Source organism: Microbispora sp. CA-135349 (assembly GCF_050947365.1).
Classification (GTDB): domain Bacteria; phylum Actinomycetota; class Actinomycetes; order Streptosporangiales; family Streptosporangiaceae; genus Microbispora.
On sequence record NZ_CP192001.1, the window covers coordinates 8,275,231 to 8,290,413 of the forward strand.

Consider the following 15,183-nt stretch of genomic DNA (forward strand, 5'->3'; position numbering starts at 1 on the left):
ACCCCGTCAGCTCCTCTTTCCCAGGAAGCAGGCGGCGACGCCGGCGGCCAGAGCGAGCGCCGCGCCGCCCGCCCAGCGCCACATCGCGGGCAGGTCGCGGGTGGTCACCACGGGGTCCGGCGGCAGGCCGTACGTCTCCGGCTCGTCGAGCAGGAGGAAGAACGCGCCCGTGCCGCCCACTCCGTTGTCCGGGTTCTCGCCGTAGAGCCGGGCCTCGGTCACGCCCTCGGCGTGCAGCCGCTCGACCCGCGCCTCCGCCCGCTCCCGCAGCTCGTCCAGCGGCCCGAACTGGATCGACTTCGTCGGGCACGCCTTGGCGCAGGCCGGCTCCATGCCGCCGCGCAGCCGGTCGTAGCAGAGCGTGCACTTCCACGCCCGGCCGTCGTCCTCCCTGCGGTCGATCACGCCGTACGGGCAGGCGGGCACGCAGTAGCCGCAGCCGTTGCAGACGTCGGACTGGACGACGACGGTGTCGAACTCGGTGCGGAACAACGCCCCGGTGGGGCAGACGTCGAGGCAGGCGGCGTGGGTGCAGTGCTTGCACACGTCCGACATCATGAGCCACCGGCCGTCCTGCTCGACGAACGCGACGTGCCGCCAGGTGCTCGCACCCAGCGCGCCGGTGTTGTCGTAGGAGGTGGCCCGGAACACGAACCCGTCGTCGGGCACGTCGTTCCACTCCTTGCAGGCCACCTCGCAGGCCTTGCAGCCGATGCAGACGGTCGTGTCGGTGAAGAAGCCCATCCGCTCAGCCATGGCGGTACCTCTCGATCAGGTCGAGCAGCGCCCTGCCGCGCGGGCGCCGCCCCGGCAGGACGTCGCAGGTGCCGGCCTTGCTCTCCTGGATGTAGACGTTGGGGTCGAGCACGATCGACGACAGGTCGTTGACGACGTCGCCGGTGATCACCCCGCCGCTGCTGTAGCCCCAGTGGTACGGCATGATCACCTGGTGGACGGTGCGGCCGTTCAGCCGCAGGGGCCGTACGCGGCCGGTAACGAGCACGCGCAGCTCGATCGCGGTGCGCGCGGTGACGATCGTCGCCCAGCCGCCGTTGTCCAGCCCGAGCTCCTCCGCCATCTCCCGCGACACCTCGCAGAACGCCTCCGGCTGGAGCTCGGCGAGATAGGGCAGGGGCCTGCTCATGGCGCCCGTCGTGTGGTGCTCGGTGAGCCTGCTCGTCGTGTAGACGTACGGGAACCGGGGCGACAGCGCCGGGTTGTACGGGTTCTCCGGCCGGTCGACGGTCCGGCGGGCCGGGTTGGCCTGCTGGCCATACAGCGCGTTGCGCACCGGCGACTCGTGCGGCTCGTAGTGGGTCGGCAACGGCCCGTCGGACAGCCCGGACGGGACGTACAGCCAGCCCCTGCCGTCCGACTGCATGATGAACGGGTCGGTGCCGGCCAGCGCGGCCTCGGCCTTGGCCCCCTCGGGCGGCCGGTAGTCGGGCGCCTTGTCCTCCTCGAAGTCCGGCACATCAGGCCCGGTCCATTTGGTCCCGTCCCAGTAGACGTACTTCTTCCGCTCGCTCCACGGGCGGCCCTGCGGGTCGGCGGAGGCGCGGTTGTAGAGGATGCGCCGGTTGGCCGGCCAGGCCCAGCCCCATTCGAGTGCGACGGGCCCCTGCTCGGTGTGCGGCGTGCGCCGGGCCGCCATGTTGACCCCGTCGGCGTACACACCGCAGTAGATCCAGCAGCCGCAGCTCGTCGAGCCGTCGGGCTTCAGCTCCCGCAGCGAGGCCAGCGGGCGGCCGTCGGCGGCCGTGCCGTTGATCTCGCGCAGCACGGCCTCGGCGTCGGGGTCGCGCTGCTCGCCGATCTCCGGGTAGTCCCAGGTCAGCTCCTGCACCGGCCGGTCGATCTCGTCGTCGCCGAGCCGCTGCCTGATCCGCTTGCCGAGGTGGTAGTAGAACCACAGGTCGCTGCGGCAGTCGCCCGGCGGGTCGAGGGCCTTCTCCCGCCACTGCAGCAGCCGCTGGGTGTTGGTGAACGTGCCCTCCTTCTCCACGTGGCTCGCGGCCGGCAGGAAGAAGACCTCGGTGCCGATCTCCTCGGTCCGCAGCTCGCCCGTCTCGATCTCGGGCGCGTCCTTCCAGAACGTCGCGGTCTCCACCAGCATGAGGTCGCGGACCACCAGCCAGTCGAGGTTGGCCAGGCCCAGTCGTTGCGCCTTGCCGTTGGCCGAGCCGACCGCCGGGTTCTCGCCCACGACGAAGTAGCCCTTGACCGTCCCGTCGATCTGGCCCATCACGGTCGCGTAGTGACCGTGGTCTCCGGTCAGGCGCGGCAGGTAGTCGAAGCAGTAGTCGTTGTCCTCCGTCGCCGCGTCGCCCCACCACGCCTTGAGCAGGCTGACGACGTACGCCCGCCGGTTGCCCCACCAGCCGGTGTCGGCGCCCTCCCGCCTCAGGTAGTGGTCGAGGCCGTCGTGCCGGTGGGCGTGCGGCATCGCGATGTATCCCGGCAGCAGGTTGAACAGCGTCGGGATGTCCGTGGAACCCTGAATGCTCGCGTGCCCGCGCAGCGCCATGATGCCGCCGCCCGGCCGGCCCATGTTGCCCAGCAGGAGCTGCAGGATCGCGGCCGCCCTGATGTACTGCACGCCGACCGAGTGCTGCGTCCAGCCCACCGAGTACACCCACGCCGTGGTCCGCTCCCGGCCCGAGTTGGCCGTGATCGCCTCCGCGAGTTCCTGGAACCGCTCCGGCGGGATGCCGCACAGCTCCTCGACCATCTCGGGCGTGTAGCGGGAGTAGTGCCGCTTGAGAATCTGGTAGACGCACCGTGGGTCGGTCAGCGTCGGGTCCTCGGGCGGCGTCGCGCTGGCGCCCGCGCCGCGTGCGCCGTAGGAGTCGGATCCCGCCGCCTCCGCGTGGCGCTTGCCGCCCTCGGTCAGCTCCTCCTCCTCGGGCACGTCGCCCTCGTACGCCCAGGTCGACGGGTCGTACCTGCCGGTCTCCTCGTCGTAGCCGGAGAACAGGCCGTCGAGGTCCTCGGTGTCGCGGAATTCCCTGTTCACCAGGGTCGCGGCGTTCGTGTACGCGAGAACGTACTCACGGAAATCGAGCCCGTTCGACAGCACATGGTTGATCAGCGCGCCGAGCAGCACGATGTCGGTGCCGGCGCGGATCGCCAGGTACCTGTCCACGGTCGCACTGGTCCGGCTGAAGCGCGGGTCGATGTGGAAGACCTTCGCGCCGCGTTCACGCGCCTCCATCACCCACTGGTACCCCACCGGATGGCACTCGGCCATGTTGGAGCCCTGGATGACGATGCAGTCAGCGTTGGCCAGGTCCTGCTGATACTGGGTCGCGCCGCCACGCCCGAAGCTGGTCCCCAGACCGGGGACGGTGGAGGAGTGTCATATGCGCGCCTGGTTCTCGACCTGGATCGCGCCGAGGGCGGTGTAGAGCTTCTTCATCAGGTAGTTCTCTTCGTTGTCGAGCGTCGCCCCGCCCAGGCCGGCGATGCCCAGAGTCCTCCTGACCTCCTGCCCCTCGTGCGTCTGCTGCCAGGTCTCGCGCCGGGTCCGCACCACGCGGTCGGCGATCATGTCCATCGCGGTCTCGAGGTCGAGCGGCTCCCACTCGGTGCCGTACGGCCTGCGGTAGAGGACCGTCGTCTGACGGCCGGGGTGGGTGACGAGCTGCTTGCTGGCCGACCCCTTCGGGCAGAGGCGCCCGCGGGAGATCGGCGAGCCGGGGTCGCCCTCGATCTGGGTGACCTTCCCGTCCTTCACGTAGACGAGCTGGCCGCAGCCCACGGCGCAGTAGGGGCAGACGGAACGCGCGACCGTATCGGCCCCCTCGACCCGGGGCCGCAAAGCGTCCGTACGCGCCGAGCGCGCCGCCTGCCCTCTGCCGTCCTCTCCCCTGAGCTGCCGGATCACCGGCCAGCGGGAGAGCCATCCAGCACCCACGACGCCTCTGATGCCCCGGTCGTGACGGTCTAATCATGAAAATCGCCGTGTCCGGTAGAGGGCCACCCGACGTGTCGGGGAGCGCTGTCTGGGGAATCTGTGAGAGCTTGGGCCCGGCGGGGTGTAGAGCGCGCTGGGAGGGCATTAAGGGCCTGATCCGGCACTCTTCGTGGGCAACTCATGCCCGCGGGACCACCCTCACGCAGAGGACATCGATGAGCGACCAGCCGCCCGAGTGGGCGAGAAATCTTGAGAAGGCGGCGATCGAGGCGGCCAGGGCCGTCGAACGCGCCGGCCGGGCACTCGGCAAGGCGATGGAGCAGGCAGGGCGCACCGCCAAGGCCCAGGCGGCGATGGCGGCCGCCTACCAGGCGGATCTGGAAGGGCTGGAGAAGGTGCTGCGAACCCTTCCCGCGGAGCAGGTCAGGGACATCTCGGCGGCCGCGGCGGTGGTGACGGCGACCGCCGATCAGGTGCTGGCCCAGACGCCGAAGGACGACCTCTGAGGCGATACCCGCGCACGGGCGGACGGCCCGATCTTCGTGCGTCTCCTCGGGAAGGCGCGTGCCGTCGGCGGGGTGCCGCTTGCGATCTTGCCTGGCGGCGACCGGTCGCCCGGAGCGAGGCGATTTCCACAGCCTGTGGACGGCCGGCGACCCCCGCGGTTTCGCACCACGGGGGTGTTCCGATGCGGGCCCGGCACCTCGCCGCGCGCGGCCTTCCCGGCTCTCGGCGTGACCTCCGGCCTGGTGCTGATCGTCGTCAACGTCGCCCGGTGAGGTCCGCACGCTTGATCGCGGCCACCGTCGAGACCCAGGCCATGGCGACCAGCACTCCGACGCACAGGGTGAGAGAGCCGGCCCGCCCGCCGGACATGGCCCAACCGTTGCCCAGCAGGAGTGCCAGGCCGCTGAGACGGGAGGCGGCCGCATGCCCGCCCCGGCCCGCGCGGGCGAAGTGGCGGCCGAGGACGAAACAGGCCGCGATGAGGGCGGTGAAGGCCACGGAACCGGCCGCCATGTGCAGCATCGCGTGCCAGCTCATCCCTGCCGGAGCGCCAAGCGGGGTGCCCTCGGGGAAGCCGTCCCCCGGGTCCATGCTGAAGACCCCCGCCGCCGCGAGCCCGGCGCCCTCGACGAGCAGCAGCCGCGGTGCCCACGTCCCTCCGGGCGTGCCGCGCATGGCCCTGCGCAGTCCGATCGCCCCTGCGACCGTCAGGACGGCGGTGATCCAGAAGTTGCTTGTCTGCAGCCAGCCGAGGTCGCCCGTGCTGAGCATGCTCAGGGGGTGACGCAGCAGGGTGAAACCCTCCCGGGTGAACGCCTGCGTCAGCGAGACGATCCCGAAGAGGGGCGTGGTGAGCACGGCGCAGGTGAGCAGGGCGCGGGTGAGCAGGGCACGAGTGAGCAGGGTACGCGTCGGTCCCCTGTCGGCCGTGGGCCCCGGCGTGGCGGGCCGCACAGTGACCTGAGCAGTGGGCCGCACAGTGACCTGAGCAGGGGCCTGAGCAGGGGCCTGAGCGGTGAGCTGAGCGGTCGGCCGGGTGGTGTCCTGCGTGGCGGTCATGGCCGTTTCCTTCTTTCAGGCGTCGCGGTTCTCGGGTAGTCCGGTCCGTGGAGGCTCCCGGTCCCTGGGCTTCCGGTCCTGGGCTTCCGGTCCTGGGCTTCCTGCCCCAGGGCTTTCGGTCCCAGAGCTTTCGGTCCCAGAGCTTCCGATCGCGGAGGCTCCGGTCTCCGGTGTTCCGGCCGGGTGTCCGGCCTCGCTGACGCGTCGAACGGCGGCCGCGCGATTCGACCAGCCCTCCCTCTCGCCTGCCGTCCACCCCCGCTCACCTGCGGCCTGAGGCGGATCGTGCATTCTCTGTCACATGCGCATTCCCTGTCGCATCGCCCGAAAGCCCCGGTCACCGCGCCCGGCCACGAGGAGCTGTCGAAAGCGGCTCATGCCGTACGACGTGTAGGTGACGGCGGGGACCGGCACCGGCCCCGGCCGGCCGCAGGATCAGAAAGCGGCCGAAGGATCAGGAAGAAGGAGAAGGACCGATGCGATTTCTGATGACCACCAAGGGCACCGACCCGAACCCGGACGCGGCGATGATGGCCGAGATGGGCGCCTTCATCGAGGAGATGACCCGGGCCGGGGTGCTGCTGGCCACGGGCGGACTGGAGCCGGGCGGCGTGCGGATGGTCTCATCCGGTGGCCGGGTCACCGTGACCGACGGCCCCTTCACGGAAGCGAAGGAGGCGATCGTCAGCTTCGCGCTGATCGAGGCACGCTCCCGCGAGGAGGCCGTGGAGCTGGCCCGCCGCTTCTGGGAGATCGTCGGCGACGGTGAGGGCTCGGTCCAGCAGGTGTTCGGCCCCGAAGACGCTCCCGGAGCCGGCCCCCGCTGACACGGGCCGGTGGGGGCAGCGGCTGCCCGGCCCCGCGGCCGCCGTCGGGGCCGGCCCCGGACGTACAGGCCGGGTTGCGCGGCGGACGGGCCGGTGCTGTCATCGGTCGGGTGACGTCCCTGGACGCGAACCGCGTCGTGGACGCGGTCTGGAAGATGGAGTCCGCGAGGATCGTCGCCGGCCTCGTCCGCATGGTCGGCGACGTCGGCCTGGCGGAGGAACTGGCGCAGGACGCGGTCCTCGCCGCGCTGGAGCAGTGGCCCGAGGCGGGTGTCCCGGACACCCCGGGCGCCTGGCTCATGGCCGTCGCCAAACGCCGTGCCGTCGACCATCTGCGGCGGGAGGAGCGACGGGACCGCGGGCAGGAGCGGCTCGCCCATGACCTCGCCACCCGTTCCGACGACGGCGAACGTGACGTGGACGACGTGATGGACGCGCTCGACGGAGAGGTCGGCGACGACGTCCTCCGGCTGATGTTCGTCTCCTGTCATCCGGTGCTGTCCGCCGAGGCCCGGGTCGCGCTCACGCTGCGGCTGATGGGCGGCCTGCGGACCGACGAGATCGCGCGGGCCTTCCTCGTCTCCGAGAGCGCCGTCGCGCAGCGGATCGTGCGGGCCAAGCGGGCGCTCGCCGACGCGGGCGTCCCTTTCGAGGTGCCGGCGGCGCCGGAACGGGCAGCCCGGCTGTCGTCGGTGCTCGAAGTGATCTATCTGGTGTTCAACGAGGGATACTCGGCCACGGCGGGCGACGACCTGATGCGCCCGTCCCTCTGTCTTGAGGCGCTGCGCCTGGGCCGCATGCTGGCCGAACTGACCCCCGACGAGGCCGAGGTGCACGGTCTGGTCGCGCTGATGGAGCTTCAGCAGTCGCGATCGGCCGCGCGTACCGGCCCGTCGGGAGAGCCTGTGCCGCTGCACGAGCAGAATCGGGGGCGCTGGGACCCGCTGCTCATCCGCCGCGGTTTCGCGGCGCTGCTGCGGGCGCGGGAGGCCGGCGGCCCCCTCGGCCCGTACGTGCTGCAGGCGGCCATCGCGGCGTGCCACGCGCGGGCCGCCACGCCCGAGGAGACCGACTGGCCGCAGATCGCGGCGCTCTACGAGGCTCTCGTCACGGTGTTGCCGACTCCGGTCGTCCAGCTCAACCGCGCGGTCGCGCTCGCGATGGCCTACGGACCGCGCGCCGGTCTCACGCTGGTGGACACGCTGACCGGCGAACCGGCGCTGAAGGGCTATCACCTGCTGCCCGCCGTACGCGGAGATCTGCTGGCCCGGCTCGGCCGGCACGACGAGGCCCGGGCGGAGTTCGAACGCGCCGCCTCGCTCGCCCGCAACGCCGCGGAACGGGCGGTGCTGCGGCGCCGGGCCGCGACCTGCGCCGAGGAGGCCGGAGCGGATGAGGACGTCACACTCGGCGAGGCCGCGAGGACCTTCCTCGCCCGGCCCGAACTGAGCGCCGACACCGTCCGCTCCTACGAGCAGACCCTGTCGCGGCTGTGCCGCCACCTGGGAGAGGACGTCCCCCTGCGAGGCGTGACACCCGGCCGGATCGCCGAGGTCTTCGCCACGGCGTGGGGCGCGGCGGCAAGCGCCACCTGGAACCGGCACCGCTCGGCGTTGCGGTCGTTCGCCTCGTGGGCGGCCGAACGCGGCTGGGCCGCCGCCGGCCTCGCCGCCCCGCTCGACCGGCGGCCCGAGCCTCGCGCCCGCACCCGCCCCATCGACCGCTCCCTGCTGGAAAGTCTGTGGGAACGGCCGGGCGTCCCACTGCGCGAACGCACGCTGTGGCGACTGCTGTACGAGAGCGCGGCTCCGGCCGACTGGGCGCTCTCCCTCGACGTGGAGGACCTCGACCTGCCCGGCATGCGCGGCGAGGTGAAGGCCAGGGGCCACTGGCTGCGCTGGCAGCACGGCACGGCCGCGCTCCTGCCCCTTCTCGTCGGGGACCGCCGCAGCGGCCCGCTGTTCCTCGCCGACCGCAGACCGGGGCCGGGCCGCATGCCGGCGGCGGCCGACCTGTGCCCGCACACGGGCCGTGGCCGCCTGTCGTACGAACGGGCGGAGTACCTGTTCAAACGGGCCACCGTGGACCTCGCCCCGGAGGGCGGCGGCTACACGCTGCACCGCCTGCGCCACTCGCGCCTGGCCCACCTCGGCGAGGACGGCTGGTCCGCGCCGATGCTCATGGCACTGTCCGGCCACGCGAGCGCCCGGACCCTGCACGGATTCGTGAGGGTTCCGCGACCTGCGGATACCGTTGCGTGAGTGGGGAGGAAAGCGGCATACCTCAAGGACGTCCTGCTCTGGGGCGTCCTCGGCCTGCCGGCGCTGTGGGCGAATCTCACGCACACCCTGGCCGACAGGTACACCTGGCCCGAGGTGATCGCCGGGCTCACGGTGACCGGCGTCGCCGTCGTGCTCGCCCGGCCCCGGCCACTGGCGGCGATGCTCGTGGCCGCCGCGCTGTGGGCGGGCTCGGTGGCCGTGCGGGGCGACCCCACCGTCTTTTTCCCTGTCCTGGCGGTGATGAGCCATCTGGCCGGCGTACGCATGGATCGGGCCCGGCCCGCCCTGCTCGGCCTGTCGGCCGCCGCGGTGGTCGCCGCCGTCGTCGTCCCGCTCGTCCGGTGGCTTCTCGCGGCTCAGTGGGATCTGGGCGCGTGGTTCTTCGCCGTCACGGGCATCGCGCTCTTCGGACTCGTCCCCTGGCTCGCGGGCCACGCCCGGCACCAGGGTCTGGCCCTCACCAGGGCGGGCTGGGAGCGCGCCGGGCACCTGGAGCGCGAGCGGCGCATGCTCGCCGAACAGGCGAGGCTGCGTGAGAGGGCCGCCATCGCGCGGGAGATTCATGACCTGCTCGGCCACGACCTGAGCCTGGTCGCGCTGCGGGTGGGCGCCCTGGAGGTCGCCCCCGGCCTTCCCGAGAGCCACCGCCGGGCGGCGGGCGAGGCCCGCGAGGCGGTCACGGCCGCGGCGGAGCGCCTGCGCGACGTCGTCGCCGTGCTGAGGGACGCCACCCCCCACGGCGCCCCCCACGCCGCCCCCCACGCCGCCCCCCGCGACGACCCTCACAGCCACCCGCACGGCGTCGCAGACGATGCCGTCGCCCTGCTCGGGACCGGAGACGATCCCGGCCCGGCCGACGAGGACCCGCCCAAGAGTCACGCGCACGCGGAGACCGTGGGCGAGCTGGTCCGGCGCGCCGGGGCCGCCGGAATGCCGGTCGTGCTGCACGGCGCGCAGGAGGAGGCCCGGATGTCCGCGCCGGTGCACGCCACCGTGCGGCGGGTCGTTCGCGAGGGGCTGACCAACGCCGCCAAGCACGCTCCCGGCGCCCCGGTCACGGTACGGCTCGCACATACACCCGGCGAGACCGTGGTCACGGTCGCCAACGCCGCACCACGACGGCCCGGCCGCGGCGTGACGGGCGGATACGGCCTGCGCGCCCTGGCGGAGCGGGTGCGTCTGCAGGGCGGCGCCCTGGCCGGTGGCCCCGACGGCGAGGGCTTCACCCTGACCGTACGGCTGCCGCATGCCGCTTCCCGGCGCGCCGTCTCGCTGCCCGCCACCGGCGCTCCGGCGGCCGGTGACGCCGGTGAGGAGGATGCCGCTCTCACATCGGTGGCCGCTCCCGGCATTACCACTGCTACCGGCATCGCCGCCGTCCCCGGCGAACCCGGCGCGGCCGAGCCGTACGACGGCCCGTCAGCGGGATCACGGCCCGTGGAGCTGGACCTGGCGCTGGCCCGGCGGCGGGTGCGCCGTACGCGGCTGGCCGCCGCACTGGTCTCCCTGGCCGCGGCGGCCGGCGTCGTCGCGTTCGTGGTGGGATTCACGGTCTACGAGGCGGTCACCTCGGTCCTGCCGCCGGCCGAGTTCGCGAAGCTGCGGGTCGGGCAGGCCGAATCCGAGGTCGCGGCGGTGCTTCCGGCCAGGACCAGGATCGACGATCCGTCGTGGCCAGAGCCGCCGATTCCGCCGGGCGCCCGGTGCCGCTACTACGGCACCAGCCCTGAGCCGTTCGGCGAGTTGAAGCTCCACCGGCTGTGCTTCGCCGGGGGCCGGCTGGTCGGCAAGACTCTCATGCGCCCTTGATTCAGTGCGCCCCCACTGCCGTGCGACGCCGGGCTCAGGAGACCCTTCTCCTCGTGTCGGCCGCCGTACCGCCTCAGCCGCCCGCCCCGCCGCCGGGCGAGGCCCCGGTGATGGCGTGCGTCTCCCGTTCGATCATCTCCACCAACGGCACGTCGTCGCGGTTGGCGAGGATGACGCCGACCCAGCCGGTGTCCGGGTAGATGCTCCAGTTGGCGCAGACACCGGGGTTGCCACCTGCGCGCTGGACCACCCACTGGCCGCCGACGATGGAGGCCGCGGGCCCGTAGGTGCCGAACCCGGCCGGGCTGTGGGGAATCTTGGCCGCGGTGAGCACATCGGCCCAGGGGCGGTCCAGCAGTGTGCCGTCGCACAGCGCGTTCGCGAAGCGGACCAGGTCCGGCGCGGTGGCGAAGCCGCCGTCCCCCATGGGGTCGATGAAGGCACGACCGGGGTTCCTGCCGAGGATGTACTCGTACGGGCTGCCCTTGTCGAGGTTGCGGACGGCGTCGACGTGGCTTCCGTCGGCGAGTCTCATGTACGGGTGCGCGATGTGTTTGCCGGTGAGCCACTGCGGCCTGGTGCAGAACGCCGAGCCGGTCATGCCACAGCGGCGGAAGATGTTCTCCTCAACGTAGTCCCAGTACGTCGTGCCGCTCACGGCCTCCACGATCAGTGCGGGGATGGCGGTCTCGGCGCCGGCGTGAAACGTGTTGGGAAGGCCGGGTGTGCCCACCAGCTTCGACTGCCGGGCCCACCGCTCCTGGTACTCGTGGACCTCCTCCCGGCTCTGGAAGACCCGTCGGATGTCCTCTTCGGGGGTGTTCATCCCGGAGGTGCCGGAGAGCATGTGGTGGATGGTCACCTTCTTGGCGATGTCCGGGGCGAAGCCCTTCAGGTGTTCGCCGACCGTGTCCGTCAGCCGTAGCCTGCCCTGCTGCGCCAGCTGCAGGATGGCTGTCGCGTTGAACGGCTTGCCCCGCCACGTACCGGTCGTAGGCGCCGCCGGGCCGGGTGGCCGGCGGGATATCGGGGCCGGTCGAGACCGGGGTGGCCCCGTGGCCGGGCTCGGCGCCCGCCGTCGGCGCGCTGAGCACCGCCCCGGCCACCGCGCCGACGGCCGCACCGGCGGCCGCGAGCCCGCTCCACCCGAGCAGCCGCCTCCGGCCGATACCACCTACGGAATCCAATTCCATGGTCGCTTTCCTTTCCGATCTGCACACTGACCGTTGACGCGCTGTGGCCCATGCCTCCGCTCCGGACGGGAGGCTGTCGGCCGCGGGCTACCTCTGGTCCCCGATCTCGCCGCCGTGGCGCGCGCCGGGGTGGGGTCGTCGTCGTGGCGGCGTGCCGCCGCAGTCCGGGCGGTACTCGAAGTGCCACCACTCGTTGTCGTAGATGCGGTAGAGGTCGTAGCGGGCGCCGTGCTCCTCGAGCCAGCGCGCGCCCTCGTACGGGCGCACGTCCAGCGCGACGCCCTTGACGTGGGAGGATTCCGCCGGTGGCAACACGAGCATTCGCGCCGAGACCGGGGACCCGGAACGACGCACCTCCTCGTCGAACATCCGTTGCTGGACGAGGGGATCGCGGTAGCCCGAGGTGAGGCCGATGAGCCGGCCGTGACGCCAGAGCGCCTCGGTCCGCGCGGCGGCGAACGCCGCCCTCGCGCCGTCGGTGAGCCCGGTGAGGTCCTGGGCGGGGAATCGCATCCGCAGCGCCCATTCACACGCCAGTTCGCGGGCGCGGCCAGGACGCCGGATGAACGCCGCGGGCAGCAGGAGCCCGGCGAGCACCAGCGTGACCACGGCGAACAGCCGGTCTCGGGGCCGAGGTGGAACGGTGCGTGGTTCGTTCATGACGACATACGATCGGCGCCGAATGTGCGCGCGTCGTCCGCCGTATGTCACCGTTCATCGACGGCGGTCACCGCCGGCGCGACCGTGACACAACCATGACAAGGCGCTGACTTGGCGGGGACACGGCCGGTCCACAGTGGACGAAGTCGACCGGCGGGCAAGCTACGGAGCGTTCTGTGATACTCGGCGGCGTGTCGCGAGTGTTGTTGATCGAGGATGACCCGGCCGTGCGGGAGGGCCTTGAACTGGCCCTCACCCGGCACGGGCACCGGGTGCACGCGACGGAGTCCGGCGAGCAGGGGCTGGACCGGCTGCGTGCGGACCCTCCCGATGTCGTCGTGCTCGACCTGATGTTGCCCGGCATGGACGGGTTCGCGGTCTGCCGCCGCATCCGGGCCGCGGGTGAGGTGCCGATCATCATGCTGACCGCACGCGGCGACGACATGGACGTGGTGGCCGGGCTGGAGGCGGGCGCCGACGACTACGTGGTCAAGCCGGTGCAGCCCAGGGTGCTCGAGGCGCGCATCCGCGCGGTGCTCCGGCGGAACGGCCGCGAGCAGGCGGAGCTGGAGCGGCATGCGGACCTGACCATCGATCGGGCCGGGCTGGTGGTCGCCAAGCGCGGCATACCGGTCAGCCTCGCCCCGACCGAGCTGCGCCTGCTGCTCGAGCTCTCCGGCACGCCGGGCCGGGTGCACAGCCGCCAGCAGCTGCTGGAGTCGGTGTGGGAGCACGGGTATTTCGGCGACTCGCGTCTCGTGGACGCGTGCGTGCAGCGGTTGCGCGCGAAGATCGAGGACGACTCGGCGGCGCCCGTCTACGTGCAGACCGTGCGCGGGTTCGGGTACCGGTTCGGGCCGGTGTGAAGCGGCCGGCGGCGCCTCGTCCGAACCTGGGACTGCGTACCCGGCTGTTGCTGGCGTTCGCACTGCTGTGCGTGGTCACCGCGGCGGCGGTGGCCGGCGCGGCCTACGTCCAGGCCCGCAACGCCATCCTGGAGCGCGCCCAGGATGCCGCGGTGCAGACGGTGAGAAGCCGCCTGCAGGCGCTCTTCCCGTTGCGGAATCCGGCGCCGGGCCCGGCCGAGCTCGCCGAGATCGCCCACACCGTGTCCGACGGGAACGACGACGCGGTCGCCTTCTATCACGAGACGCGCTCGTCGGCCGCCCCCGGCCCGCCATGCCTGCGTCCCGGCGTGCCGTGCCTGCCTTCGGGCGTGCCATGTCCGTCTTCCGGCAGGCCGTGCCGGCCCGGCCTGGATCCCGAGACGATCCCCAAGGAGCTGCGGCGGAAGGTGGCCGGCGGCGATATGGCGTGGCAACGCGTGGTGTGGCCGGACGGGCCCCACCTGATCATCGGCACGCCGATGCTGATCGTCGAGGGGGACCGGCCGGCGCGGGCGTCCGGCATCGAGGTCTACGTCGCGCACAGCCTGGCTCCCGAACAGCGCAGCATCGACCGGCTCGCCGCATTCGCCTGGCTCACCGGCGGCGCGTCCCTGGCGTTCGCGGTCGTGCTGGCGATGCTGGCCACTCGTGGCGTGCTGGGGCCGGTGCGCGAGCTCGGCCGGGCGGCACGCCTGCTGGGCCAGGGCGAGCTGCGGACCAGGATCGCGGTCCGCGGCTCCGACGAGCTGGCCGACGTGGCGCGCACGTTCAACGACACCGCCGCGGAGCTGGAACGCCACGTCGAGCAGCTCCGCGAGATGGAGGCCGACGCCCGCCGCTTCGTGGCCGACGTGTCCCACGAGCTGCGCACCCCGCTGGCGGCGCTCGCCGCGGTGGCCGACGTCCTCGACGAGGAGGCGGCCAGGCTGCCCGAGCCCGCCGGCAGGGCCGCCAGGCTGGTCAGCCAGGAGACGCTCAACCTCACCGGGCTGGTGAACGACCTGATCGAGATCAGCAGGTTCGACTCCGGCGTCGCGGCCCTCGCGCTGAACGAGGTCGATGTGGCCGAACTGGTGCGCGCGACCCTGCGTGCCCGGGGCTGGCCGGAGCAGGTGCACACCGAGCTTCCACCCGCGGTGACGGCACGGCTGGACCCGCGCCGAGTGGACGTCATCCTCGCCAATCTGGTCGGCAACGCCCTGCGGCACGGCGAGCCACCGGTGTCGGTACGGCTTTCCGCCGACCCGCACTGGATCGCTCTCGAGGTCCGCGACCACGGGCCGGGACTGGGCGAAGCGGTGCTGCCGCACGTGTTCGACCGGTTCTACAAAGCCAGCGCCGCCAGGGCCAGGTCCGAGGGCAGCGGCCTCGGCCTCGCCATCGCGCGGGAGAACGCGCGCCTGCATCGGGGCGACCTCACCGTTGCCAACGCCCCGGACGGCGGTGCCGTGTTCACGCTGCGCCTGCCACGCCGGGCACACGATCCGGACGGAGGCCCGGAGTGAGGCCCGGAGTGCGGCCCGGAGTGAGGCCCGGAGTGAGGCCAGGGCTCGCCCGCCGCGTGTTCGCCGCGTGCCTCGTATCGCTCGTCGCCACGGCCGGCTGCGGTGTGCGACCCAGCGACGCGATCCGCGCCGGCGACCCGCCGAGCGGAGCCGTCGCACCGACCGTCACACCAGCCGTCACTTTCTACCTGGTGAAGAACGGCCGGCTCAGCGCGGTGACGCGGCCCGGTCGTCGGCTGCCCCCGGCGGACACGCTCGCGCTGCTGGCCGCGGGGCCCACCGCGACCGAACAGGCGGACGGGTTCACCACCGACGTCCCGCCCGAAGCCGGTCCGTTCTCGGTGACCGCCAGGCCGTCCGGCCGTTTGATGGTGACCCTGTCCACTCCGGCCGGCGAACTGTCCACACTGGCCGTCGCGCAGATCGTGTGCACGGTCGCCACCTTCGTGCCGGAGGGCTCTGCCCAGATCACCGTCGTCGGCGCCGGGCAGAGCGTCGGCCCTCGGAACTGCCCCGCGTGACGGTATGACCTGTCCAT

11 protein-coding genes and 2 pseudogenes are annotated in these 15,183 nt (G+C 72.5%); 8 read left to right on the top strand and 5 right to left on the bottom strand.

The window, feature by feature from the left end; genetic code table 11:
- Positions 1 to 6: 6 nt before the first annotated feature.
- Positions 7 to 756, bottom strand: a complete 750-nt coding sequence (locus ACQPZZ_RS38115; RefSeq protein WP_363642219.1) for a 4Fe-4S dicluster domain-containing protein — start codon at positions 754 to 756, stop codon at positions 7 to 9.
- Positions 749 to 3,916: a formate dehydrogenase gene (gene fdh / locus ACQPZZ_RS38120; protein ID WP_432927157.1), complete on the bottom strand. Its 3,168-nt coding sequence runs from the start codon at positions 3,914 to 3,916 to the stop codon at positions 749 to 751. The genes ACQPZZ_RS38115 and fdh overlap by 8 nt, the downstream gene beginning before the upstream one ends.
- Positions 3,917 to 4,131: 215 nt before the next feature.
- Here fdh and ACQPZZ_RS38125 point away from each other — a divergent pair, with 215 nt between their 5' ends.
- On the top strand, positions 4,132 to 4,422 hold the full coding sequence (locus ACQPZZ_RS38125; protein WP_432927159.1) for a hypothetical protein: 291 nt from the start codon (positions 4,132 to 4,134) through the stop codon (positions 4,420 to 4,422).
- Positions 4,423 to 4,678: 256 nt separating this feature from the next.
- Here the strand turns inward: ACQPZZ_RS38125 and ACQPZZ_RS38130 are convergent, their stop codons facing one another.
- Entirely contained in the window at positions 4,679 to 5,482 is an 804-nt protein-coding gene (locus ACQPZZ_RS38130; RefSeq protein ID WP_432927161.1) for a DUF998 domain-containing protein, read from the bottom strand.
- Positions 5,483 to 5,958: 476 nt separating this feature from the next.
- Here ACQPZZ_RS38130 and ACQPZZ_RS38135 point away from each other — a divergent pair, with 476 nt between their 5' ends.
- From ACQPZZ_RS38135 to ACQPZZ_RS38150, 4 genes and pseudogenes are all read left to right on the top strand, one after another.
- Entirely contained in the window at positions 5,959 to 6,309 is a 351-nt protein-coding gene (locus ACQPZZ_RS38135; protein WP_363642209.1) for a YciI family protein, read from the top strand.
- A gap of 155 nt (positions 6,310 to 6,464) precedes the next feature.
- Positions 6,465 to 7,688, top strand: a pseudogene (locus ACQPZZ_RS38140) (RNA polymerase sigma factor); the annotation flags it as partial.
- Positions 7,689 to 7,763: 75 nt separating this feature from the next.
- Positions 7,764 to 8,570, top strand: a pseudogene (locus ACQPZZ_RS38145) (tyrosine-type recombinase/integrase); the annotation flags it as partial.
- Positions 8,571 to 10,400 carry a sensor histidine kinase gene (locus ACQPZZ_RS38150; protein ID WP_432927163.1) on the top strand — a complete coding sequence of 610 codons (1,830 nt, stop codon included), beginning with the start codon at positions 8,571 to 8,573 and terminating at the stop codon, positions 10,398 to 10,400. It begins immediately after the preceding pseudogene.
- Positions 10,401 to 10,473: 73 nt separating this feature from the next.
- Here the strand turns inward: ACQPZZ_RS38150 and ACQPZZ_RS38155 are convergent, their stop codons facing one another.
- Both ACQPZZ_RS38155 and vanY-N read right to left on the bottom strand, forming a co-directional pair.
- Positions 10,474 to 11,574, bottom strand: a complete 1,101-nt coding sequence (locus ACQPZZ_RS38155; RefSeq protein WP_432927165.1) for a serine hydrolase domain-containing protein — start codon at positions 11,572 to 11,574, stop codon at positions 10,474 to 10,476.
- 106 nt (positions 11,575 to 11,680) lie between these two features.
- On the bottom strand, positions 11,681 to 12,253 hold the full coding sequence (gene vanY-N / locus ACQPZZ_RS38160; RefSeq protein WP_432927167.1) for a D,D-peptidase/D,D-carboxypeptidase VanY-N: 573 nt from the start codon (positions 12,251 to 12,253) through the stop codon (positions 11,681 to 11,683).
- 191 nt (positions 12,254 to 12,444) lie between these two features.
- Between vanY-N and ACQPZZ_RS38165 the strand changes: the two genes are divergently transcribed.
- The 3 genes from ACQPZZ_RS38165 to ACQPZZ_RS38175 are packed head-to-tail and all read left to right on the top strand — an operon-like array spanning position 12,445 to position 15,166.
- Positions 12,445 to 13,119 carry a response regulator gene (locus ACQPZZ_RS38165; protein WP_432927169.1) on the top strand — a complete coding sequence of 225 codons (675 nt, stop codon included), beginning with the start codon at positions 12,445 to 12,447 and terminating at the stop codon, positions 13,117 to 13,119.
- On the top strand, positions 13,116 to 14,645 hold the full coding sequence (locus ACQPZZ_RS38170; RefSeq protein WP_432927171.1) for an ATP-binding protein: 1,530 nt from the start codon (positions 13,116 to 13,118) through the stop codon (positions 14,643 to 14,645). Before ACQPZZ_RS38165 ends, ACQPZZ_RS38170 begins: the two co-directional genes overlap by 4 nt.
- 32 nt (positions 14,646 to 14,677) lie before the next feature.
- Positions 14,678 to 15,166 (top strand): hypothetical protein, encoded by a 489-nt coding sequence (locus tag ACQPZZ_RS38175; protein ID WP_432927173.1) that lies wholly within the window; start codon positions 14,678 to 14,680, stop codon positions 15,164 to 15,166.
- The last annotated feature ends 17 nt before the right edge of the window (positions 15,167 to 15,183 follow it).

What these genes read in the sequence shown, in the direction of transcription:
- ACQPZZ_RS38115 (WP_363642219.1), bottom strand. Translation starts at nt 756, where the DNA reads ATGGCTGAGCGGATGGGCTTCTTCACCGACACGACCGTCTGCATCGGC.
- ACQPZZ_RS38125 (WP_432927159.1), top strand. Translation starts at nt 4,132, where the DNA reads ATGAGCGACCAGCCGCCCGAGTGGGCGAGAAATCTTGAGAAGGCGGCG.
- ACQPZZ_RS38130 (WP_432927161.1), bottom strand. Translation starts at nt 5,482, where the DNA reads ATGACCGCCACGCAGGACACCACCCGGCCGACCGCTCAGCTCACCGCT.
- ACQPZZ_RS38135 (WP_363642209.1), top strand. Translation starts at nt 5,959, where the DNA reads ATGCGATTTCTGATGACCACCAAGGGCACCGACCCGAACCCGGACGCG.
- vanY-N (WP_432927167.1), bottom strand. Translation starts at nt 12,253, where the DNA reads ATGAACGAACCACGCACCGTTCCACCTCGGCCCCGAGACCGGCTGTTC.